Origin of the sequence: Akkermansia massiliensis, from assembly GCF_018847375.1 — a bacterium.
In the GTDB taxonomy this organism is placed as follows: domain Bacteria; phylum Verrucomicrobiota; class Verrucomicrobiia; order Verrucomicrobiales; family Akkermansiaceae; genus Akkermansia; species Akkermansia massiliensis.
Map to the genome: position 1 here is coordinate 37,554 of NZ_CP072036.1, position 22,398 is coordinate 59,951.

The window sequence follows — 22,398 nt, forward strand, 5'->3', positions numbered from 1 at the left end:
GGGAGAAGAAATTACCCGCCCCGCCAAACGGCCATCAGCCAGGGGAGCCCGCGGCAACCGGACTCACGCCGCAGAATGCCCCTTCCCCGCGGCGGCCAGTGGAACGGTCAAGCCCCGCTTCAACCGGACACGGACCAGCAGGACAGCATCAGAACCATGCAGACAGGGGCAAGAACACTGAACAGAAGCCCCGTCACCGCCAGCATCCTGCGGTTCACCTCCCAGTAACGGAGGGAGGCGATCAGCATCCAGATGGGAAGCACAATCATGTGGATGAGCGCCAGAAGCCCCCAGCCTGCCAGCGCCAGCACGAAAAGCCAGGGTTCCGAGCCGTCCGCATCATTGCTCGGCATGAACAAGCCGAAGATACGGTACACGAATAAAAAGGAGACGAATGCGGCAAAAGGTATCCATCCCCAGCGGGCTTCCTCCTTCCGGCGGGCCATGACCAGTTCAAGATAGGGATCATTAAACGCAGCTAGATGATTGGCAGAAGTACTTCTGAAGGGATGCATATCGTTTTTGGTCTCTATTATTAACCCTTCCTCCTGTCAATGATATTCAATCCCGGCGACCGCCCTTCCTGTAAGAAATTTTTTTCTCTAACAAATACGAAATATCAACTTCCGCCAATCATCTTATTGTAGCTGCAAAGTATTGCCTCATTCCGGGAAACCTGCTTGATGATGAATGAATTTTCATTCCTATCGGAATGCTGCGCTTCTGCCATTCCCATTATGGCAAAATGTCTTTTTGAATGATTCAGATGATAGCATCGGCGGAATTTGTCATACATGAGCCATTCCGGCATGAAAAAAGACTGTCTCCGCCGCAGGAGCGGAGACAGTCCCTGAATGATGATGAACCCGGAGGTTCCGGAAAGTTACTTGCCCAGGATGCCCTTGAAATATTCCAGCGTAGTCGCCAGGCCTTCCGGCAGGGTGTGTTTGGGCTGCCATCCGGCGCTCCGGAGCTTGTCCGCACAGGCGCGGGAATGCTTCACGTCGCCGGCGCGTTCCGGGGCATGGAGCACCTTGGAGGAGGAACCCGCGGCCTTGATGATGTTGTCCGCCAGTTCTTCAATGGTGATCTGGCCGCCGTACCCGGCATTGAACACGCCGGTGACTTCCGGATGCTCCGCCACGAAGGTGAGGGCCCCCACGATGTCCTTCACGTAAATGAAGTCGCGCGTCTGGGTGCCGTCGCCGTACACGGTGATGTCTTCTCCCTTGACGGCTTTTTCAATGAAAATGGGCACCGCGGCGGCATAGGCCCCCTTGGGGTCCTGCCGGGGGCCGAAGACATTGAAGAAGCGCACGGCGGCCGTGTTGACCTTGCCTTCCGCCCGGAACATGTTGAGGTAGTATTCCCCATCCAGCTTGGTGATGGCATAGGGGCTCTTGGGTTCCGGGTACATGGTTTCCAGCTTGGGCACGGTGGGGTTGTCACCATAGATGGCGGCGGAAGACGCCAGCACGATTTTCTTGACCCCGGCGGCGGAGGCTTCCTCCAGCACGTTCAGAAGGCCGTTGACGTTGATGTCAATGCATTCTCCGATCTTGCTCATGGATTCCGGCACGGAGACGAGCGCGGCCATGTGGAAGATGTAGTCCACGCCCTGCACCGCCTGGCGCACCAGTTCGCGGTCGCAGATGGAGCCTTCAATGAAGGTGTGCTTGAGCCCGTCCAGGTTCTTGAGGTAGCCCGTGCGCAGGTTGTCCAGCACGCGGATTTCCTCCGCCTTGTCCTGATAGTGTTCCACAATGTGGGAACCGATGAATCCGGCGCCGCCGGTTACGAGAATCTTCATGTGTTTTTTCCGATGTTGGTAGGTATTGGTTAGTAGCGGTCCACAACGGCCTTCATTTCATCCATCTGCGCCTCGATGGATTCCACCAGGGCCATCTGCGTGCGGCAGCGGTCCAGGTTGTGTTCCGGGCGGTGGATCTTGAAGTACACGTCTCCGGACAGGTAGTCCGTCAGGAAGCGGATGCCGCATTCCATCGTGAGCAGCTTGCCGGAGAACGGCAGCAGGCTCTTTTCCAGAAGCGTCAGGAAGCTCTTGGCGGAGCTCAGGTAACCCTGCACCAGCGCCTCAAACATGAACATGCGCATCGTGACCTTGGAGATGTCCTTTTCATCTTCCGCGGCGGGGGACGTGGCCGTGCGGATCATATCCCCGAAGTCGTAGATGGCGGAACCGGGCATCGTAGTGTCCAGGTCAATCACGCAGATGCCTTCCCCGGTCACGTCGTCCAGCATCACGTTGTTCAGCTTGGTGTCGTTGTGCGTGCAGCGCAGGGGCAGTTCGCCGGATTTCAGGTAGTCCACCACCAGATGGCAGTCCGCTTCACGGGCCAGGTACCAGTCTATTTCCTTCTGCACTTCCTTCACGCGGCCCAGGGGGTCGGACTGGATGGCCTTTTTCAGGGCCTCCAGGCGGGAAGTGGTATTGTGGAAATCGGGGATGGTTTCAAACAGGGGTTCTCCGGGCAGGTCCGCCGTGAGTTTCTGGAACTCGCCGAAGGCGCGCGCCGCTTCCTGGCACTGCCTGGTAGTTTCAATCTGGTCATAGGTGCGTGCGCGTTCAATGAACGGGTACACGCGCCAGCAGTTGCCGTCCGCATCCAGGGCGTACGGCTTGCCGTCCACGGAGGGAACCAGCGTGAGGGTGCGGCGGTAGGCTTCCGGGCAGTCCTCCTCCTTCAGGCGCTTCAGGGCGTGGTCCGTCACGCGCTTCACGTTTTCCATCAGGGGGATGGGCTGCTTGAACACGTTATGGTTCACGCGCTGGAGGATGTAGCGGATGCGCTGGCCCGCCTGGTCCACCCAGATGCAGTAGGTGTCGTTGATGTGGCCGCTGCCGTAGGAGTAACCGTGGACGAAGTCGCCCCGGAGATCGAACAGGGATGATACAGCCTTGAGATCGTGCATGGGAAAAGAGGCTTAGTTGAGCTTTTCAGGGTATACGCCCTGCTTGATGAGTTTGTTGATGCCTTCCACGACCATGGGCTTGTCCCCGGGATAGGTCATGCCGAACCAAGTGGAGGAGGTGGGAAGAACGGCGCAGTCCGCGCGGTCTTCATGAATCAGGGCGTCCACCACGGTGGGAATAAAGCATTCGCTCTTGGGCTCCTGGCCGTGTTCCTTCAGGAAGTCAATGAAACGGTCTTCCGTCAGCTCAATGAAGGAGGAGGAGAAGAGCCAGAAATTCATGGAAACCAGTTCGCCGGGGTCCACGGGCAGGCGTTCGCCCTTCAGGTTGTTGCCGCGCACCACGCCGTCTTCATCAGCCTGGATTTTCACGAATTCCTCCACCCCGTCCAGCAGGCCTTCCTTGATGGAGCAGATGCCGCGATTCACGTCCCCGTTGTCGGAGAGGGTGTTCTTCAACGGATAGCCGATCATGCCGTAATGGGCCTTTCCGGGTTCATCCGTGGTGGAAGTCAGGAACTTGGCGGCCTGCACAAAGGCGTCCGCGCCGTAAAAGTCATCCGCGTTCACCACGGCAAAGGGTTCCTTCACCACGTGGCGGGCGGCGCGCAGGGCATGGGCGGTGCCCCAGGGCTTTTCACGGCCTTCCGGCACGGAAAAGCCTTCAGGCAGGTCGTCCAGGGACTGGAAGGCGTAATCCACCTCAATCTTGCCGGCAAAGCGGCTGCCGACCTTTTCCTTGAAAATATCTTCAAAGTCACGGCGGATAATGAATACCACTTTTCCGAAACCGGCCCGGATGGCATCATAAACAGAATAGTCGAGAACGACTTCACCATTGGGACCCATCGGGTCAAGTTGCTTGAGACCGCCGTAACGGCTACCCATACCAGCTGCTAAAACAAGAAGTGTAGGCTTCATAATACGCGGGCCATTATGACCAAGCCTCCCCGTTTGGCAACTGGAAAATGCCGGAAAACCGGAGAAATCCGCCCGTTAAAAAACGTAAGAGCACCAAAGGCCCAGCACCACTTTTTTGAAATCGTCACGCCCGTAGCCGCAATACCATCCCAGGAAAGGCTCCAACCGCAGACTGCCGGAAACGGCCCACCGCGCGCCCGTGCGCACCATCAGTTCCTTCAAGCCGTTTCTCCCCAGGTAATCATGGGAAAAACCCAGGGAAACCGTATTCACCATGGCGACGGATTCACACAGCAGGGGCTGCCAGGTAACGCCCCACTGGGAGTACACCCCCTCCTGCCCGGAATCATACAGAAAGGAGCCGCTGAACGACCAGGACGGCATGGGGTTCCACTTGAGGGACAGGCCGGGCTCCACCCCGGTTTTCAGGGGGCAGGAATCATACCACTGCCCGTTGACAAACAGTCCGGCCGTGCACTCGTCCGCCAGATAATATTGAAGCTCCCCGTGCAGGGTGGTCTGGCTGAAATTGCGCCCCTGCCAGTTGCGGATGGCGAAGAGTTCCCCGCTGACCGCCCATGAGTCCGACAGGGAGGCCCCGCCGGAAATCTGGCCTTCCACGGAATTGGGGCCCAGCTTCTCCCCGCGGTGGATGTAGTCCGAACGGTAGCCGCCCAGCAATTCCCCCCCCATGCGGATGGGGGAACGGCCGTCCACCTCCGTCAGGGGAGGGGGTCCGTCATACCCCCGTACGGCCTGAACGGCACAGCACAGGATGATGGGAAACAGCCTCATGAAGGCCTTTTAACACAATCCCCTGCACCGTACCAACGCCAAAACGGTGCATGCACATTCTCCGGGCTTGGCAAAAGGGGAATCTGCCCTTACCCTCTCGCGCATGATTCATTTCACCCTGTTCGGGATACCTGTTTACATCCGCCCCAGCTTCTGGGTGGTGCTGGCCATCTTCGGCGGCGCTCTCAGCATCAACAGTGTGGAAGGCCTCATTTATCCGGCCCTGTTCGTCATTGCCGGCTTCGTCGCCATCCTGTCCCATGAAATGGGGCACGCGCTGGTGGGCCGCAGGCTGGGCGGCGGCCAGCAGACGATCGTCCTGGAACTCTTCGGCGGCCTGACGAGCAGCCACGGCATGCAATTGACGCGCGGAGGGAGGGCCCTCATGATTCTGGCGGGCCCCATGATGACCCTGCTGCTGGGCATCATCAGCCTGTGGATTACCTGGAACATCGTCGCTCCGGTCATGACCGCGCACAACCTGACCTTCTGGGACCTGGCCATCAGCCCCTTCACGGCGGCGGCCATCTCCCCCCAGCTTTACATCCTCTCCTGCCTCATCATGATCGGGGAATGGTGGACGATCCTGAACCTGCTGCCCATCTACCCCCTGGACGGCGGCCAGCTGATCGCCCAGTTCATCCGCTCCCCCAGGAAAGTGTTCATGACCGGGTTCATCACGTCCATCCTCATCGGGCTGCTCAGCTTCCAGCTCTTCCACGGCTACTTCATTCCCATATTCATGGCCCTCTTCGCCTACAGCAATTACCGGGAATACAGAAACGCCCCCTTTTAATATTCCGAGCTTCCTTTGCGGGCCGCGCCCGCTCCATTCAACATACCATCCAATATGTCTCAACAAACTGCAATCACCCCCACCCGCGCCCAGGACTTCCCCGAGTGGTACCAGCAAGTCATCAAGGCCGCCGACATGGCGGAGAATTCCGAGGTGCGCGGCTGCATGGTCATCAAGCCGTGGGGCTACGCCATCTGGGAACTCATCCAGAAAGACCTGGACCAGCGCTTCAAGGACACCGGCCACACGAACGCCTACTTCCCCCTCCTGATTCCGATTTCCTATCTGGAGAAGGAAGCGGAGCACGCCGAAGGCTTCGCCACGGAATGCGCCGTGGTCACGCACCACAGGCTGGAAGCGCAGAAAGATGAAGCCACCGGAAAGACCCGCATGATTCCCACCGGGGAGCTCACGGAGCCCTTCGTCATCCGCCCCACCTCGGAAACCGTCATCGGCGCGGCCTTCGCCCGCTGGACCTCCAGCTACCGCGACCTGCCCCTCAAGGTGAACCAGTGGTGCAACGTGATGCGCTGGGAAATGAGGCCCCGCATCTTCCTGCGCACGGCCGAATTCCTGTGGCAGGAAGGCCACACGGCCCATGAAACCCGGGAGGAGGCCATTGAGGAAACCCTCACCATGCACAAGGTTTACGAGGACTTCCAGAGGGACGTTCTGGCCATTCCCACCATCCCCGGAGAAAAGACGGAGGCGGAACGCTTCCCCGGCGCGGAACAGACCTACACGGTGGAAGCTATGGTGCAGGACCGCAAGGCCATCCAGGCCGGAACCTCCCACTTCCTGGGGCAGAACTTCTCCAAATCCCAGAACATCTGCTTTGCCGGGAGGGACAATACCCAGCAGTTCGCCTGGACGAGCTCCTGGGGCGTTTCCACCCGCATGATCGGGGCGCTCATCATGATGCACTCCGACGACGACGGCCTGGTATGCCCGCCCCGCGTCGCCCCCCAGCAGGTCGTCATCATCCCCGTCACGCCCAAGGAAGAAAGCCGCCAGGCCATTCTGGACCACTGCGAGGAACTGGCGAACACCCTCCGCGCCAAGAATTTCCACGGCCAGCCGCTCCGCGTGCTGGTGGACAGGCGCGACCTGGGCGGCGGCGCCAAGAAATGGGAATGGGTGAAGAAGGGAGTGCCCGTGCGCCTGGAAATCGGCCCCCGGGACCTGGAAAAAGGCTCCGTCTGCCTCCAGCGGCGCGACCTGCCCGTCAATGAAAAATCCTTCGTCCCGGAAACGGAACTGGTTGATACCGTCACGGACATTCTCCAGAACATCCAGGACACCCTGCTTCAACGGGCCATCGCCTTCCGGGACGCCCACATCCGCCCCGCCTCCACCCTCCGGGAACTGGAAGAAAACTTTACCGGAGAAGGCGACGCCGACTGGCTCCAGGTGCCGTGGGACGGATCCCCGGAAGAGGAAGAGGAACTCGCCAAGCGCCTGCGCATCTCCATACGCTGCATCCCGCTCGGCGAACTGGGCCGCGGGGAACCCGCTCCCTGCATCCTCACCGGCCGCATGACGGAACGCCGCGTCCTCTGGGCCAGAAGCTACTAATCTCCTCCATTGACTCCCTTTTCTTCACGGGACTGTTCCAGGGCACGGAAAACGCGCCTTCCGGAACAGCCCCGTTTTTTATGGAAACAGGGAGTTCTTCAAGATTTTACACATTCTTTCCGCAAAAACCGCTTCATTTCGGACACCGACGCCATTCCGCCGTTATAAGGGATAAATACATGCTCTTCCGGTTAAGACCACCCCGAGATGCCGACCACAGTCATCCTCTGGAGGATTGCGTCTCCTGATGGCGGGACAGAAGGGACAACCTGCTGGCCTTCGCCCGGTTGAAAGCGCAAACCAGCCTGGACTCGGAAGGCCTGCTGGCGGAAAACGTCAAGCGACTCGTCCGCGCCGTGGCGGAAAACCGCCTGGCCCCGGAGCCGGATGAATTCACCCCGTACGCCTTTACCGTCATCCGCATGCCCCAGGCCCAGCAACTGCTGAAACCTACGGAACCACACTGCAAACGATCGGTTAACGAAGATACGGCGCTCAAGAATACCATCTGCCGCGGCAATACGGAGCAGGTTAATTTTATCTGGAACAGGGAGCCAACGTCAATGCCGTACATAGGGGAACGATTTCCATGCTGGACCACGCCAGGAACCGCCATGACGCCGCCAAGGAAAAACTGTTGCTGGAACATGGAGCCAAAACGGCCGCGGAACTGAAAGAGCAACAAAACGCCGCCTTCCCCGAAGTCAAACGGGAACAACCGGAAAAAGCAGCCTGGCACCTTCCCGTCCTCCCCGCTCCTTCCACAGAACCATCAGTCCTCTTTAAAAGGTACGGCAGCATGGCCCTATTCCGGTGAACATGAATTTTTCTCTAAAAAAATCTTGCCAAATCCGGATAACCCTATATATTTTCTGCCACACGGATGCCGTAAGGCTCCGGTCATCCAAAGCGGATGTAGCTCAGGGGTAGAGCGCAACCTTGCCAAGGTTGATGTCGTGGGTTCGAATCCCATCATCCGCTCCATTTTTTGCCTTCGGGGTTATTGCAAACCCCTCATTTTACAAGGCCTCCCTTGGTAGCAGATTGTGTGATATTCAGTCCTATTACATGGTTTTGTTATGCACTATGCTATACATCGACTTTCCGGTGCATAGCAGATTCAAAACCGCTAACACCACTTCGTTACGGGAAGGCTATCCGGTGTTTTCTCGACTTTCTGGGACCCAAACAGGAAATGCCCCTGGACACGGTGACGGAGGCCCAGGCGCAAAGGTTCATGGAAAAATATTTGGAATTGCTGAGTTCCAAGACGGTAAGCATTTACCTATACGGTTTGAATGCGGCCTTTCAACAGGCAGTCAACGAACGGCTCTTTCCGTACAATCCTTTCAAGGGGGTGCGTCCCAGCAAGATCAACCGTGCCGATGCTACCGAAAGGCGCGCTTTTACAGTCGAGGAAGCTCAACGATTGACCGAAATCCTGCCGGGGGAATGGCCCGACATGATACGCGTCTGCCTTTATACAGGAGGCCAGCGTTTGGACGACATCGCTACCCTCCAATGGAAGCAAATTGACATGGAAGGTGGAAGCATTTCGATGACGGCCCAAAAAACCAAGAGACACATGAACAAGCCCATCATCTTGCCTTTGAAGGAAGTTCTGGACAGACGGCTTGCAACTGTGCGAGCGATTACGTATTTCCGGTAGCGGCAATGCGTCACGCGCAGGCGGATCATACGTCGAGCAAACTTTCCATCGAATTCAACGCTCTGCTGAAGAAATTCGGATACATTGAAAAGAATCCTCCAGCAGCGAAAGGAAACAGGCGGAGACTTGCCCCTCTGAGTTTCCACAGTCTGCGCGCAACGGCAGTTACTGTTCTGCGTCTGGCGAATGTTCCTGCGGACTTGTGCCGGTTCATTGTCGGGCATGATCCTCCTTCTGCCAGCGGGGATCGGCAAGCATCCGGACCAGAGAAGCACGGCGGGAACGAACCACAGGCAGGTCGCCATGGCGCCAGCCGGGGGCATAGGCATGCAGCGGAAGTTCTTCCGGTTCCGCATCATCCAGGCAGGAGGCGTCCTGTGTGGACGGAAAGGCTTCCACGGCATACCCCAGCCGGAGGAAGTCTTTTTCCCTTCCAGGAGTTCTCCCGGAGTCTGGAGCAGCAGGCAATGAAGAGGAATATTCATGGAGAGGCAGGGAAACAATTCCCAACCTACTTCTTCTTTCCCGAAAAATCCATCAGGAAAATGGAAAAACAAAAAGGCTCCCGGAACATCCGGGAGCCCTTTACAATAAAATATGGATTCTTCATGAGGGCTTTATGCGCTTTTGGAAAATCATCCATAAAAACTTGGTCTCCTGATAATATCAGATCACAAAAATTCCTGCCTAAAGGGAGAACCTCATCAAGGCAGGAATTGGGAGTTTTTTACTGATCTACTGACCAACCACTCTTTACCAGTGTTTTACTTAAGTTTTACCGCATATCTTCATCTACTGCATCAAAATCCGCTAAAAAATCATCTATAGCTTTTATATCTTTATCGGCTATTTTAACTTGGGACCCATTTAGTTGAGGATCATTCGGATCGAAGGTAGAAAGAACAAAAACAGCAGTCCTAAAAAATCAGAAATGTAAATACTATTATTCCTAGTAAATTCATACAAATTTCAGCTATCAGACTCTTGAATAGGATATCTACTGATCCATCTGCCATCCATAGGATTGAAATAATGGTAATTATAACAGACCAATCCTACATCGTCATCAGCATACTCGCTTGAGAAACGGAACGGACTCAGCTCGGCTGCATTACCTTCCATCCTGATTACACTATCATAAGGCTACTTCACGTTTTTCATTTCAAGCCATTTTTCGGCATCAAAAGTCACATGATAAGAAAACAGGTAAAATGCCATTGAGCAAAAAAGAGCCCCGAAATATTTCGGGGCTCTTCATTTCTTTTATTATATATATTGGTTATTGATATATGGGACGTTTTTCAGAAATGGGCAAATAATAGACATCCCAATTGGGAAAAACCATTACTTCCAAATCAAGTTCCTGTCCATCTTTCCGGAGTTTCCCTGTTTTCTTAGAAAAAGGAATTTTCATTAAGATGGAGAATCTATCAGAACGTTTTGGATCATAGAATGACTCATTAATTTTCACCAAATCTTTGTAAGAGGCATTAAAATGAAACTCCTTTCTTACAACCTCCGGATCCCTGTACTTTCCTGGAATCAAAGGCGGATTTACAACTAAAGGACGCATCAGGGCAACCACCTGTTGTTCATCCATTCCTCGTTTCAGGCGTTTCGCCCTCTCCCTGATCTCCCGAATACTGTCGGAGGGATAATCCGGCCAGGAATAATATTTATAACCAGGCAAAGAAACATCCTTTAATTCTGTATAAATTTGATTATGAATGATTTCAATATGACCAATATCGTCTTGAGTGATATTTTTGTGGGTACAGGAAATCAAAGCATATAGAGCTCCAATACAGCATGCAGAGGGTAACATTCTCATGATTCAAATTTGGTATCTTTATTGGATTCACAACAGCACCATGATATTTTCAAGGTTCTTGTCACTTTGTTAGAATCCGCTGTCGGATTTTTTCCAAGTCCATTGTGGGATGTATCGGCAAGGCAAACTCCTCCTTTACACAGAGGTTCCACCTCGTCTCCTAGATACTTCCATGTAGGAGGTTTTGCCATACCAGGTTTTTCCGATGTATAGTAAGCCGTTCCCTTAAAAGTAACTTCCCCTTCCGTAGGATGTTCCTCGTAAGAAAACATTTTAGGATATGACCATGTATCTTTCATCCCCCCACCAATGTTCCAGCTTTCCTTTTGTTTTTCCTTTCCTTTTTGTGGCTCAAGATCTGCCCCGCAAAACTTCATCTCTACCTCGGCTTCGACTTCCTGATATATTACTCCATCCGGGCTCGATTTTCCCTTAAGAATCCATTGAATATCCCAACGGAAGTGCCCACACTTGCCTGCCTTCTTTGAAATGTTTTTATAACTCAATTCAGGAGGTCCTTCCACGCGAGGAAGCCCACTGGGGAACGGCTGTTGTTGAGATACGCTGATTAATCCAAGTTGATCAATTCCCAAATTGTTATTGAGAAATCTGTACATATTCAACGTACTATATTCTTCCATGGGGTCTTTCGTCAGCCACCGCCCGGAGAGGGCATGATAATATCTGTAATTATAATAGACCAATCCCAATTCGTCATCGGAATACTCGCTTGAAAAGCGGAACGGATTCAGCTCGGCTGCATTACCTTCCATCTTGACCACACTACCATAAGGCCCGTATTCATACAAGGCTCTTCTTCCTGCCTGGATGCCAAACAGGGCTATCGTGTTTTTCATGAAGTCATGCGTGTAATACAAGTCTTCCTGATAGATTCCCTTTTCATCAAACAGCCTCATGGCAAAAATGCGTGTCGCTGAAGATTCCATCGGGTCCCACAGGTAGGTCTTGCGCAGAACAGGTGTTGACTCTTCCGTTGTATCGTGGGCATCCAGTTCCGCGATTTGCAGGTAATTCCGGTACAGGAAGCGCTTGCGGGAAACAAGATCTTCTCCCTCATAAACGGATTTCTCCACTCGCCTTCCCATGTAGTCGTAACGGCATTCCACGCGCTTGCCGCCTTGCGTGAAACTCGCCGCCTGGTTCAAGGCATTGTAGGCAACGGTCCATTCTCCCGTGGCGGTCCTGATTTTCGTCTGGTTCCCGGCAGCGTCATGTTCCGGAACGAACACAGCCTGCTCTCCCTCCCCAATGGAAATATACTGGTTGAGTTCATTGGTTTCATAGGCAGTGGGAACAGCCGTGCCTTCCCGGGACATTTCCCGGTTGCCGATATTGTCATAGGCGTAGCTGTAGGTTCCTCCCCGGCTCATGGCATCGGCAGTCAGCTCGCCACGGTCATTATACGTGTAGGCATGTGTCAAATCGGGACCGGGTGTGTTGAAATAATCCTTTTTCGTCACGGGACGCCCCAGGGAGTCATAGGTGTAATCAACCTTGGCCGGATAATTCTGACCTCCCGGACGCAGATAATCCACTTTAATAACCAGGTCCCGCTTTTCTTCCCGTGTGTACCATCTCTTCAGCGTATTGGGATAATTCAGCGTCTCCAGCAGGCCGTTATTGGCATTGTAGCCATAGGCAAAAGGAGTTGCCATTCCGTTGAGTTCCACGGTTGAGAGCCTTCCGGCAGTATCGTAACCCAGCGCCGTCTGCTGGACGGTGGAATTGCCGTATTGCAGGCTGTAGCCCGCATCCCTGCCCTGGCTGTCGCGTTGGTGAGTCAAAGCGCTTTGAGCCAGTCCCGTCGTCGTTTCCGTCACCAGTTCATTGTACTGGTTGTAGGTAAAGTCCCTGGTACCGGCATCGTCCGTCACACGGGTCATCTGCGCCAAGTGGTTATAAGCATAGGTAATTCTTGGAGTTCCATCATCGGCAATAATAGAAGTATTTACTCCTTTTTTGAGATCATAAATAAAAGAAACAGTCACATTTCTTGCATCTATCTTTGAAGTAATCATATTGAAAACGTTATAAGATATATTCTCATGAGTCTCATCCGCATAGGTCTTGCACAGCAAAAGACCGCTGGCCTTCTCGTAAGTCCAGGTAGTCGTGTCGCCATCAGTCCGTTCCCGCGGGTCGGTTGTAATGGTTTCCCCGCTCACCCGGAACGTTCGCATGCTGATCAGATGGTCGGCGTTGTCGTAGGCAAAGACGGCAGGCTGGATGCCCGTTCCCCATTCCACGATCTTCCTTTCTCTCATATCATAGGCGTAGTAGGAAGTATACCCCAAAGCGTCCGTGATGACCGTAGGAGAGTCGATCGGTTCCCCATAAGCGTAAGTAGTGGCATTCCCCGCAGCATCCGTTACGCTGACTGTCCTCCCGGCGATGTCCTGGACAGTTGTTGTCACATTGCCGCGGACATCCGTGGAGGCGAGAACAATGCCTGTTTCCGTGTAGCTGCGGGCAATACTTGTCGTTACTCCGGCATAATCAGTGCGGGACACAGCCAGGCCATCCACGATCAGGGAGATTGCCGCAGTTTCACAACCCGGGATTTTGTTCTTGCTGATTCGCTTGGCATCTCCGGCATACTCCGTCCAGGAAGCAGATTCCTGCCCTCTCGGGTCAATAGAAACCGTTTTGTCTTCCAAAGTTGCGGACAGGGAGGAAATCAAAACCTTTTCCGTAAGGGAATAGGTTGTTCCCTGGCTGTTGTTCATAGTCGTGGTCGTGATCTGGTAGATGCCGTCATCCCCCTGTTCAGCCGCATAGGAATAAATCGTGATGCGGGAATTGGTGGCATCGGGATGATCGTCCAGCTTCCATGTTTCCTTCGTTACATTGCCGAAGGCGTCGTATTCCTTCAAGGTTGGAGCCATGGCGGTAGCAGGCGTTCCCGCATCCACCTCCGTCTTGACAAGATACCCCCGTTCATCATACGTGAACCGGCTGTAATAGAAACTGCCCAAGGCGTTGGCTGTAGCCGTGCGGATGACTAACCCATAACCGTTGGTGATTTCCCGGAACGTTGCTACCGGGTCTCCTTCTGGCTGAGGTTCCAATGTGACTTTCCGGATGCCATCCTCAATGATGTCAATCCTGTAGGACAGTTCCTTCTGTCCCGTCCCTCCCTGGTAGAGAAGAGTACCGTCAGGGGCAGTCGTCCGAATCAGGGTTGCTCCATGGGGAAGCGTCGCCGTCGTCGTTAATCCGTCGTCGCTATAGGCATAGGTCGTAACCCTTCCCAGTTCATCCGTCTCGGAGCTGACGCGTCCCAGCACGTCATAAGCCGTCCGGCGCACAGTGCTCATGGCTCCAATGTCCTTTCTCTCCTCAACTACACGCCCCAGGGCATCCCTCGTATAGGAGATGATGGTTTCAGGGGTAGTCTCCGTCGCAGAGCGGATCATTTCCACCAACCGCCTTGCGCTGTCATAGCCATAGCTGGTCAGGATGCCGTCTTCGTCTTTTTCCCATAGGGGACGCCCGTCGCACATCAGTTCCCGTTCCGTTATTCGTCCGTTGCCGCGCGTCTTCCTGATCCAGCGGTTCTGAAGGTCGAACTCGTAGCCGGCGCTGTCCAGCAGCGACCAGGTTCCATCCGTCAGCAGGATGTATTCCTCCGTCCTGACCGTGTTGCCTTCCGCCGAGATGAAGGACACCATTCGGCGGCTCTGCCCCGGTACGGGCGCTCCGTCGATTTGCGTTTCCTCCGTCACGGTATAGGCCGCTCCATGCCAGATTGTAAGTTCGTAAGAATAAACCCTCTGTACGCCGTCAATACCCTGGCGCATCTTGAGGCGTCCCCTGGCATACGGATTGGGCGCGGAGGCCAGCCATGTTTCCGTCACTTCCAGCCGCGTTCCTTCAGCCCCAAGCGCGGTCGTCCTTTCTTCCACGCGCCTGACGTCGTTTTCTTCCGTATAGGTATAAAGCGTCTGGTTCAACTGCACGTCCGCCTTGTTCTTTTGCCGAAGTATGGTGGTCACTTCTGCGGGATCGTGATCGTTGAACTTCGCTTCGCAGTAGGTCGTCTTCACTCTCTTTTCCGCAAAGCCTTTATACGGAGTGGAAACGAGAGTCTGACGACCCAGACGATCCTGTTCGTACTTGACTTCGGAACCGTCCGGACGCGTTTCTTTCGTCAGAACCCCGTTGGCGGAATATTCATAAGAAGTCGTGCGGGCCATGTCGGAACCGTAACCTTCCGTTCTGCTCATCAGCAGATTGCCCTGCGGGGTGGATTTGTAGTTCTCCATCAGGCTGGAAACCGCCATTCCTTCTTCCCCCATCCGCACTTCTGTCAGCAGGTTCCATTCCTTTTCGGAGACCTCCGTGCGCGTCCTGACCGTATGAATAGCGGAGTCTCCCGTGCCCTTGCCCAGACACCATACCTCTCCATTCTTCCACCAGGTTGTGACAAAATCATTCCTTCCGGGCGTTCTTTCCGTCACGCTCGCCTTGTCCCCTTCCTCATTGCGGGCAAAAACAAAGTGCTTGAACGGTTCCCCCGTCACGGCATAAAGCCCTGTCGTCTCATCCTTGGCTCCTACCTGGGAAGGAAGGTACAGGGCCAGCGTATAGCCCGCTTCCGTCACGTCCTGCACGCTGGCAAGGCCGTCTGAAATATTGCTCACCTGCCGCAGGGAACCATCTTCCGCATACACCACATCCATGAAGGCATGAAAATCCGCTTCCGTGAGCTGCTGGCCGCTGGATGCCGTAAAACGCACGGGATCTCCCGTTTCCACGGAATAGACCATCTTGCAGCCATTGGCTTCCGCCACTTCAATGTAAACCGGATTGGAAACGACTGGTGTAAAATCTTCTCCCAGCATCCGGGCGCGGTTGGTCAGGCGCGTGTTGTAGCCGATGTTGCCCACACTTCCGTTGTCCTCTTCCCCCTGGGTGATGAAGTAATAAACCAGCAGGGAACCTTTCTGAACAGCTACCATGCAGTTGTTGCTCAAGCCTTCCGTGGGTTTGAGCAATTTGCTGTGCAGCACATGGCGGAACAACAGGGCGGAGGGGGACCAGAGGCGTTCTGTAAATTCCTCCTCCACGATTTCAATCTGGCCTCCGGGTACGCCGGGCAATCCCCGGAACAGGCCGAAGTTGCACTGCCAATACATGCTTTCCTGGGAGGCATCCGCCGCCACGTTCGTTCCTGCGGAGGAGCCGGACACCGTAGAACGGGCCAGCCGGGAGGACATGCGGGCGGAGGATGGGGAGGAACTGGGGGTGGTTCCCCCGCTGGGGGTGTCCGGGTCCTCACAAACTTCCTTGCCGTCACATCCCTTCTTGCATACCACCGGCTTGTTTTCTGCGGGTACGATGTCGTAGAGCTCCACCTGGACTCCGTTGAGGTAGGAGTCGAAACGCGAGACGTTGCCGGATTCCGGCTTGTAGTCGATGTTGGTGTGGGAAAGGAAGGCCTGGTGCCATCCCGCTTCCAGTTCCACGGTGACAGGATCGGATTCCCGGTATTGTCCCGAATCGGCAATGCTGGCTGTCTGGCCTCCCAGCGTAAAATAACCATAATCGTCCGCGCCGATTTTGATTTCATAAGAGCCTGCGGTTTCAATTTTGATGTAGCCGTCCCAAAGGGTCGTCTTTTCGGGAGCGGGAGCTTCCACATTCAAATGGGGCTGGTCGCCTTTCAGTTGGCCTTCCCATTTGTCCAGGGGAAATTCCGCTTCAAGTAAAGTAACAGGAGTATTCATGATTTTAATTTAATTTGTTGATGTTGATATGAAGGTGCAACCGCCCTGGAAAATGCCCGGAAGACTGGCGGCTGCCAGGGACCTTTCCGGGAGAAATATACAGAAAAAAAAGTGCAGTGGGTTATCTCCCTCGGCCATTCATGAGGTGTGATAGCACAACGTCGGATTTTTTGTAAAATAATGGATTTTTTGTATTGTCTGAATAATTGATGATCTTTACTTTACAGGCAAACATCCGGACACGTTATGCTACCGCACATTTATACCTATGCCTCTTTGCAGGGCATCAGGAAGACGGTCTTGTTGTCCAGGCGCGTGGCACCCAGGGCAGCTTTCACGGTGATCTGTTCGCGCACGTCCACGTATTCGGAACGGGCCTCCACGCGGAACTGCGCGTCCCTCCGAGTCTTCCAGCTCCAGCAGCGTTCCACCGACCAAGGAAAGCAATCCCTGCCAATCCTGTTCTGATCCCTGCGATGATATTTGCACCACTGGCAACGCCGCATTCGCTAAAGTTGTCCAGCCGGACGGTTCTTCCCAGACGTTGAATCTCTCCACCGGCAGCGTCCATTCCATGACCACCAAAACCGGGGCCATTATTTCGAAACAGTCCTACGATTCCCAGGTCCAGATTTCCAAAAACAGCCAGGGGAACATCAACAGCATCACCAGTTCCAGGGACGGCATGCTGAGTTTCAGCCGTTCCTCCAACAACCTCACCATCTCCCAATACGGAGTCTCCCAGGCTTCCAGGAATGTTCGCGGAGAAGCCGTCCCGCAGGGAGCTCCCGTCAAGGTTTATTCCTACGAGTGGAACCCCGTCAAAAGGGCGATGATCATTACAAGCCGAAGCCCCCCTCCGGAATTCCGCCAGAAGGGAAAAATTGGACCATACCAATCCATTTTCCGTTCTTACCCGTTTTTCTACACGGAGCCGTCCCCCGGGAAACAGAAAACTGGGTTGAAACAATGGAATCCCCTTAAGTGGCATTAGTAGCGTTCATTTTCATTCCTGGCAGATAATCCCCCGCAGCCGGAGAGCCATTCCGGACGTTCTACCCGTATGCTCCTGCTTTGCCGCTCAAAAAAGCGCCAGCATGAAAGCGGGCGGCTTTCCTTCTCCATCCGGAAAGCGGTAACCGCCGTTAAGACAGACTCCGGCACCCCTATCTGCACCATCTCTTCAACGAAAGAGCTCTTTTTCTGGTCGTTCAGATAAGGTCGGTGTCGGCACTTCTATACGCTGTCCCAATTCTCAACCCGGAATAAACCAATGAATAATACGACTCAATCAGGGACCTCTCCAACAGGTCCCGCTACAACCAATAACGCTCCGGCGGTAAAATCCGTCCTTCGCATGGGGGTATTTACGCTCGCCATGATTAACGTTTCCGCCATTGTCAGCTTGCGCGGCATGCCTGCGGAAAGCACGTACGGACTCAGTTCCGTTTTTTACTATATTTTTGCAGCGGTCTTTTTCCTGGTGCCCGTCTCCCTGGTAGCCGCGGAACTCACCACCGGATGGCCGCAGAAAGGCGGCGTTTACCGTTGGGTAGGCGAAGCCTTCGGGAAAAAATGGGGGTTCCTGGCCATCTGGCTGCAATGGATTGAAAGCACCATCTGGTTCCCGACCGTACTGACCTTCGCCGCCGTCTCCCTGGCTTTCATGGGGCCCGGACAGCGATGGGATGAAGCTCTTGCCGCCAACAAGTGGTATGTGCTCATCGTGGTGCTGTGTGTGTACTGGGCAGCTACCCTGCTCAACCTGCGTGGCATGAAGACTTCCGCAGGCGTCACCAAATGGGGCACCATCATCGGAACCATCATTCCGGGCGCCATCCTGATTCTGCTGGGCCTGAGCTATTGGGCCGGAGGCAACCCGATTCTGCTGGACATGAGCTGGGACAAGCTGATACCGGACATGAGCAATTTCAACAACCTCGTTCTGGCCGCCAGCATCTTCCTGTTCTACGCAGGGATGGAAATGTCCGCCGTGCATGTGAAGGACGTGAATGACCCCGGCCGCAACTATCCGCTGGCCATTCTGATTTCCGCCATCATTACGGTACTCATTTTCGTTCTGGGCACGCTGGCCATCGGCTTCATCATTCCGAACTCCCAGATTAACCTGGTGCAGAGCCTGCTGATTTCTTATGACAGTTACTTCAGCTTCTTCGGCCTCGGCTGGATGAACTGGATTCTGGCGCTTGCGCTGGCCGTAGGCGTTCTGGCCCAGGTAACAGCGTGGGTGGGAGGTCCTTCCAAAGGCTTGTACCAGGTAGGCTTGGCTGGCAACCTGCCGCCCGTCATGCAGAAGCGGAACAAGAACAACGTCCAGATGGGCATCCTGCTCATTCAGGGCTGCATCGTCACCCTGCTTTCCATCATGTTCGTGATCATGCCTTCCGTGCAGTCCGCCTACCAGATTATTTCCCAGCTTACCATCATCCTGTACCTCATCATGTACATGCTGATGTTCGCCTCCGGCATTTATCTGCGCTACCGGGAACCGAATACGCCCCGCACTTTCCGCATTCCCGGAGGCAAGACCCTCGGCATGTGGATTGTAGGCGGCCTCGGCTTCCTGGCCAGCCTGGCGGCCTTCCTGGTGAGCTTCATTCCGCCGAACCAAATTACCGTCGGCAGCAATACGATGTACATTATGCTTCTGGTGATAGGCACCTTCATCTTCGCCGGCATTCCTTTCATCATCCATGCCATGGCCAAGCCCTCCTGGAAGCGGCCTGTGGATCCTGAAGACGCCTTCGAACCCTTCGGATGGGAAAAAACCAATGGAACCCATTCTACAGTAACCCCAATCCATACCATATCCCATGAGTAACGTCCCTTCCAATGAACAAATCCAGACGGCTGTGGACAACGCGTACGCCTACGCCAAAACGGTCCAGGGAGGCAAAAACGCCTCCTACATCCCCGCTCTGGCGCAAGTCCCCTCAGACTTGCTGGCGATTGCCGTAGTCACTGTCAACGGAGATATCCTGACCGCAGGCTCCGCGGACACGCCCTTTGCCATTGAATCCATCTCCAAGGCCTTCAACCTGGCCTACGTCATGGATCTGATCGGAATGAAGGAGCTGCGCACGAAGATCGGGGCAGACCCCACCGGGGAGCCCTTCAACTCCGTGATGGCGATTGAGCTGCACGGCGGCAAGCCCCTCAACCCCCTGGTCAACGCAGGGGCCATGGCGACAGTCAGCCTGGTCAACGGTTCGGACTCCGATGAAATATGGGCGAACATGATCCATAATTTCAACAACTTCGCCAATACGGCCCTGACCGTGAACCAGGAGATTTACAAGTCGGAAAGCGCCACCAACCAGCACAACCGCGGCATCGCGTGGCTGTTGGACAGCTACGGCTATTTTTACAATACGCCGCCCATGATCGTGGACCTGTACACCCGCATGTGCTCTCTGAACATCACCACCTCCCAGCTGGCGCTGATGGGCGCCTGCTATGCCAACGGGGGCGTCAACCCCGTCAGCAAAAAGCGGGTGGTGAAGGATGAGAACGTTTCTCCCATCCTCGCGGAAATGTGCATGTCCGGCCTCTATGATTCCACAGGGGACTGGATGTACAAGGCAGGCGTTCCGGCCAAGTCCGGCGTGGGTGGCGGCCTAGTGGCCGTGGTCCCCGGCAAGATGGCCATGGCGGCCTTCTCCCCGCCCCTGGACCCCGCCGGAAACACCGTGAAGGGCCAGGCAGCTCTTCAATCCATTATCAAGGAATTGAATCTGAACCTTTTCCGGAGCTAATCCGGGATGAGAAGGTAAACCCGCGGAGCCAAGATCCGAAAGGATACCCGCGGGTTTACTGTATCCCGGCCACACGAAATAACGCCCCGCCTTCCGCGCTTGCCGGAAATTGACTGTCCAGCCGCGGGCGTTAAGTCCTGTTTGAAAAATTGCACCACTGCATGGGTACGCCGTCTTCCATGGCATGGAAGCCATGCTTTTCATAAAAGGCGGCGTTCCTGCTCTCCTCCGGCATGATTTCAATGTACAGGTAGTCCTTGTACTTCTCCTTGACCATTTCCATCATTTTTCCCGCAATTCCCCTGCCGTGATAGTCGGGATGCACCAGGACATAGTGCATGTAGGCTACCAGCTCGCCGTCGTCCAGCAACCGCACCAGCCCGACCAGCCGGTCGCCATCCCACGCGGTAAATACCGTGGACGAATTCATCAGGGCCTTGTACAACCGGGCCAGATACTGGCCGGAAATCCATCCAACGGACAGGAACAGCTCCTGCACTTTTTCCCTGGTAAACTTCTTTTCTTCCGTAAAAACAATCATTTTCCCTCTTGGTTCAAGCTGATGGCCGGAACGCGGCATGACGTCCGCATGCCAGGCAATGGGGCAACGTCATCTGCCGCTCCCGTCATAGGCCTTATGATAAAGACCGCAGACCCCGGAGACAAGCAACTATCATCCCTTCCTTCATTCTTCATTAAACAGCATGAGGAGAGCCGGAGGGGCTTGAGGCACTCCTCCACATCGATCACATGGAAGTTGGCTTCCGGGCCAGCCCCGGCCGTTCTCCATGGAAGATTAAGCCAACGCGCCCTTGTAAAAGGCTTTCCTGCGCCGGAACCGCAGAAGTTGTTTTTCCGTGCCCTTCCCGTGTTTTAAGGACTTGCCACCACAGCATTTTTCCTTAGAGTCTTTCCGGTATGCTTGAAGCCCTGCAAAACGCCTTTTTCCAGACCGGGGACGCGCTCACAACCTGGCTGTCCGCCTTCAGCAGTTTCCTGTGGGGATGGCCACTGCTCATCATGCTGCTTGGCACTCACCTGTACCTCACCGTCATTCTGCGCTTTCCGCAGCGCTACCTGCTCAAGGCCCTGAAACTGTACTTTGTGAAGGACCATACGGACAAGGGGGACATTTCCCCGTTCAGTTCCCTGATGGTGGCCCTGGCCGCCAACATCGGCGCGGGCAACATCATCGGCGTGGGGGTGGCGATTGCCGCCGGAGGGCCGGGGGCCATTTTCTGGTGCTGGCTGACGGGCGTTCTTGGCATGGCTACACGGTATTCCGAGGGGCTGCTCGCCATCAAGTACCGGGTGGAAAACAAGGACGGCAACATGAGCGGCGGCCCCATGTTTGTGCTGGAACGCGGCATGAAATGCAAATGGCTTGGCGTAGCCTTCGCCGTGTTCACGGCCATTGCCGCCTTCGGCATCGGCAACCTGACGCAGGGGAATGCCGCGGCGGAACAGCTCCACCACGCCTTTGCCATTCCCTCCTGGGGAACGGCTGCGGTGCTGACCATCCTGACGGCCCTGGTGATGCTGGGAGGCATCCGGAGCATTGCCAAGGTATGTGCTTTCTTCGTCCCGTTCATGGCGGTAATTTACATTATAGGCTGTGTCTACATCCTGGCCGTGCAGTCCCACTACATTCTTCCGGCCATCCGGTACATTCTGGACTGCGCCTTTACCGGGGAAGCCGCTGCCGGGGGCGTGGTGGGCGCCGCCGTCATGACAGCCATGCGGACCGGCGTGGCCCGCGGCCTTTTTTCCAATGAAGCCGGGCTGGGCTCCGCCGCCATCGCCTCCGCCGCCGCACAGAACCGCAACCCCGTACGGCAGGCGCTCATCTCTTCCAGCGGACCGTTCTGGGATACCGTGGTCATCTGCGCACTCACGGGCATTGTGCTGACTACCAGCATCCTCGCCCACCCGGATATTTCGTCCAGTGACGGCCCCCGGCTCACTACGCTGGCATTCAGTAAAATTCCTTATGTGGGCTCCCCCCTCCTGACGGTCAGTTTGGTCACTTTTGTAGTCTCCACCATCCTGGGCTGGTCCTACTTTGGGGAAAAAGCCCTGGAGTACCTGGGGGGCATCCGGCTGATCACGCCTTACCGCGTCATCTGGGTGGCGGCGGTCTTTACCGGCTGCGTTTCCAAGATAGACCTGGTATGGGTGTTTGCGGACTGCGCCAACGGCCTGATGGCCCTTCCCAATCTTATTTCACTGCTGGCCCTTTCCGGAGTGCTTGTCCAGCAAACGCGGTACTACCTCTGGCAGCACAGGCTGGACGATTATGACGATTCCCACATTCCGGAAGGCAAATAACGATTTTTTTAAATTCAGATTCA

At 55.1% G+C, this 22,398-nt stretch carries 19 protein-coding genes and 1 tRNA gene; 10 read left to right on the forward strand and 10 right to left on the reverse strand.

Annotation, left to right across the window (positions count from 1 at the left end; translation table 11 throughout):
* Positions 1-119 precede the first annotated feature (119 nt).
* The 5 genes from J5W70_RS00140 to J5W70_RS00160 all read right to left on the reverse strand — a co-directional run bounded on the left by J5W70_RS00140 (position 120) and on the right by J5W70_RS00160 (position 4,650).
* Complete coding sequence (locus tag J5W70_RS00140) at positions 120-446, reverse strand: hypothetical protein (protein ID WP_215832859.1); 327 nt, start codon at positions 444-446, stop codon at positions 120-122.
* 437 nt (positions 447-883) lie between these two features.
* Positions 884-1,810, reverse strand: coding sequence for an NAD-dependent epimerase/dehydratase family protein (locus J5W70_RS00145; RefSeq protein WP_022397063.1), 927 nt, complete (start codon positions 1,808-1,810; stop codon positions 884-886).
* Positions 1,811-1,839: 29 nt separating this feature from the next.
* Positions 1,840-2,934 (reverse strand): phosphotransferase enzyme family protein, encoded by a 1,095-nt coding sequence (locus tag J5W70_RS00150; protein ID WP_022397062.1) that lies wholly within the window; start codon positions 2,932-2,934, stop codon positions 1,840-1,842.
* 12 nt (positions 2,935-2,946) lie between these two features.
* Positions 2,947-3,855, reverse strand: coding sequence for a nucleotidyltransferase family protein (locus J5W70_RS00155; protein WP_257228303.1), 909 nt, complete (start codon positions 3,853-3,855; stop codon positions 2,947-2,949).
* A gap of 75 nt (positions 3,856-3,930) precedes the next feature.
* Positions 3,931-4,650 (reverse strand): hypothetical protein, encoded by a 720-nt coding sequence (locus tag J5W70_RS00160; RefSeq protein WP_022397060.1) that lies wholly within the window; start codon positions 4,648-4,650, stop codon positions 3,931-3,933.
* A gap of 103 nt (positions 4,651-4,753) precedes the next feature.
* On the opposite strand from J5W70_RS00160, the gene J5W70_RS00165 reads away from it, so the two are divergent.
* From J5W70_RS00165 to J5W70_RS00185, 5 genes are all read left to right on the forward strand, one after another.
* Positions 4,754-5,446: a site-2 protease family protein gene (locus J5W70_RS00165; protein WP_022397059.1), complete on the forward strand. Its 693-nt coding sequence runs from the start codon at positions 4,754-4,756 to the stop codon at positions 5,444-5,446.
* Between the two features lie 54 nt (positions 5,447-5,500).
* Positions 5,501-7,021 carry a proline--tRNA ligase gene (gene proS, locus J5W70_RS00170; RefSeq protein WP_022397058.1) on the forward strand — a complete coding sequence of 507 codons (1,521 nt, stop codon included), beginning with the start codon at positions 5,501-5,503 and terminating at the stop codon, positions 7,019-7,021.
* A gap of 287 nt (positions 7,022-7,308) precedes the next feature.
* Positions 7,309-7,695 carry a hypothetical protein gene (locus tag J5W70_RS00175; protein ID WP_146020081.1) on the forward strand — a complete coding sequence of 129 codons (387 nt, stop codon included), beginning with the start codon at positions 7,309-7,311 and terminating at the stop codon, positions 7,693-7,695.
* 235 nt (positions 7,696-7,930) lie between these two features.
* Positions 7,931-8,005, forward strand: a tRNA-Gly gene (locus J5W70_RS00180).
* A gap of 64 nt (positions 8,006-8,069) precedes the next feature.
* Positions 8,070-8,690 carry a tyrosine-type recombinase/integrase gene (locus J5W70_RS00185; RefSeq protein WP_257228351.1) on the forward strand — a complete coding sequence of 207 codons (621 nt, stop codon included), beginning with the start codon at positions 8,070-8,072 and terminating at the stop codon, positions 8,688-8,690.
* A 210-nt stretch (positions 8,691-8,900) separates the two neighbouring features.
* Here J5W70_RS00185 and J5W70_RS00190 read toward each other — a convergent pair whose 3' ends face one another.
* Entirely contained in the window at positions 8,901-9,089 is a 189-nt protein-coding gene (locus J5W70_RS00190; RefSeq protein ID WP_146021375.1) for a hypothetical protein, read from the reverse strand.
* Positions 9,090-9,157: 68 nt separating this feature from the next.
* Here J5W70_RS00190 and J5W70_RS00195 point away from each other — a divergent pair, with 68 nt between their 5' ends.
* A complete protein-coding gene (locus J5W70_RS00195) occupies positions 9,158-9,424 on the forward strand; it encodes a hypothetical protein (protein WP_146020083.1) in 267 nt (88 codons plus the stop codon).
* A gap of 545 nt (positions 9,425-9,969) precedes the next feature.
* Here J5W70_RS00195 and J5W70_RS00200 read toward each other — a convergent pair.
* The 3 genes from J5W70_RS00200 to J5W70_RS00210 all read right to left on the reverse strand — a co-directional run bounded on the left by J5W70_RS00200 (position 9,970) and on the right by J5W70_RS00210 (position 16,702).
* Positions 9,970-10,521: a hypothetical protein gene (locus J5W70_RS00200; protein WP_022397054.1), complete on the reverse strand. Its 552-nt coding sequence runs from the start codon at positions 10,519-10,521 to the stop codon at positions 9,970-9,972.
* Complete coding sequence (locus J5W70_RS00205) at positions 10,518-16,271, reverse strand: RHS repeat-associated core domain-containing protein (RefSeq protein ID WP_022397053.1); 5,754 nt, start codon at positions 16,269-16,271, stop codon at positions 10,518-10,520. The genes J5W70_RS00200 and J5W70_RS00205 overlap by 4 nt, the downstream gene beginning before the upstream one ends.
* Positions 16,272-16,537: 266 nt before the next feature.
* Positions 16,538-16,702, reverse strand: coding sequence for a hypothetical protein (locus tag J5W70_RS00210; protein WP_180973716.1), 165 nt, complete (start codon positions 16,700-16,702; stop codon positions 16,538-16,540).
* A gap of 143 nt (positions 16,703-16,845) precedes the next feature.
* On the opposite strand from J5W70_RS00210, the gene J5W70_RS00215 reads away from it, so the two are divergent.
* The 3 genes from J5W70_RS00215 to glsA all read left to right on the forward strand — a co-directional run bounded on the left by J5W70_RS00215 (position 16,846) and on the right by glsA (position 20,047).
* Positions 16,846-17,265 carry a hypothetical protein gene (locus J5W70_RS00215; protein ID WP_022397051.1) on the forward strand — a complete coding sequence of 140 codons (420 nt, stop codon included), beginning with the start codon at positions 16,846-16,848 and terminating at the stop codon, positions 17,263-17,265.
* A 279-nt stretch (positions 17,266-17,544) separates the two neighbouring features.
* Positions 17,545-19,113 (forward strand): glutamine/gamma-aminobutyrate antiporter GadC, encoded by a 1,569-nt coding sequence (gene gadC / locus J5W70_RS00220; protein WP_290503835.1) that lies wholly within the window; start codon positions 17,545-17,547, stop codon positions 19,111-19,113.
* Positions 19,106-20,047 carry a glutaminase A gene (gene glsA / locus J5W70_RS00225; protein ID WP_022397049.1) on the forward strand — a complete coding sequence of 314 codons (942 nt, stop codon included), beginning with the start codon at positions 19,106-19,108 and terminating at the stop codon, positions 20,045-20,047. Before gadC ends, glsA begins: the two co-directional genes overlap by 8 nt.
* A 130-nt stretch (positions 20,048-20,177) precedes the next feature.
* On the opposite strand, the gene J5W70_RS00230 is transcribed toward glsA, so the two are convergent.
* Positions 20,178-20,588, reverse strand: a complete 411-nt coding sequence (locus J5W70_RS00230; RefSeq protein ID WP_022397048.1) for a GNAT family N-acetyltransferase — start codon at positions 20,586-20,588, stop codon at positions 20,178-20,180.
* Positions 20,589-20,965: 377 nt separating this feature from the next.
* On the opposite strand from J5W70_RS00230, the gene J5W70_RS00235 reads away from it, so the two are divergent.
* Positions 20,966-22,375 (forward strand): alanine/glycine:cation symporter family protein, encoded by a 1,410-nt coding sequence (locus J5W70_RS00235; RefSeq protein ID WP_022397047.1) that lies wholly within the window; start codon positions 20,966-20,968, stop codon positions 22,373-22,375.
* Positions 22,376-22,398: the final 23 nt, after the last annotated feature.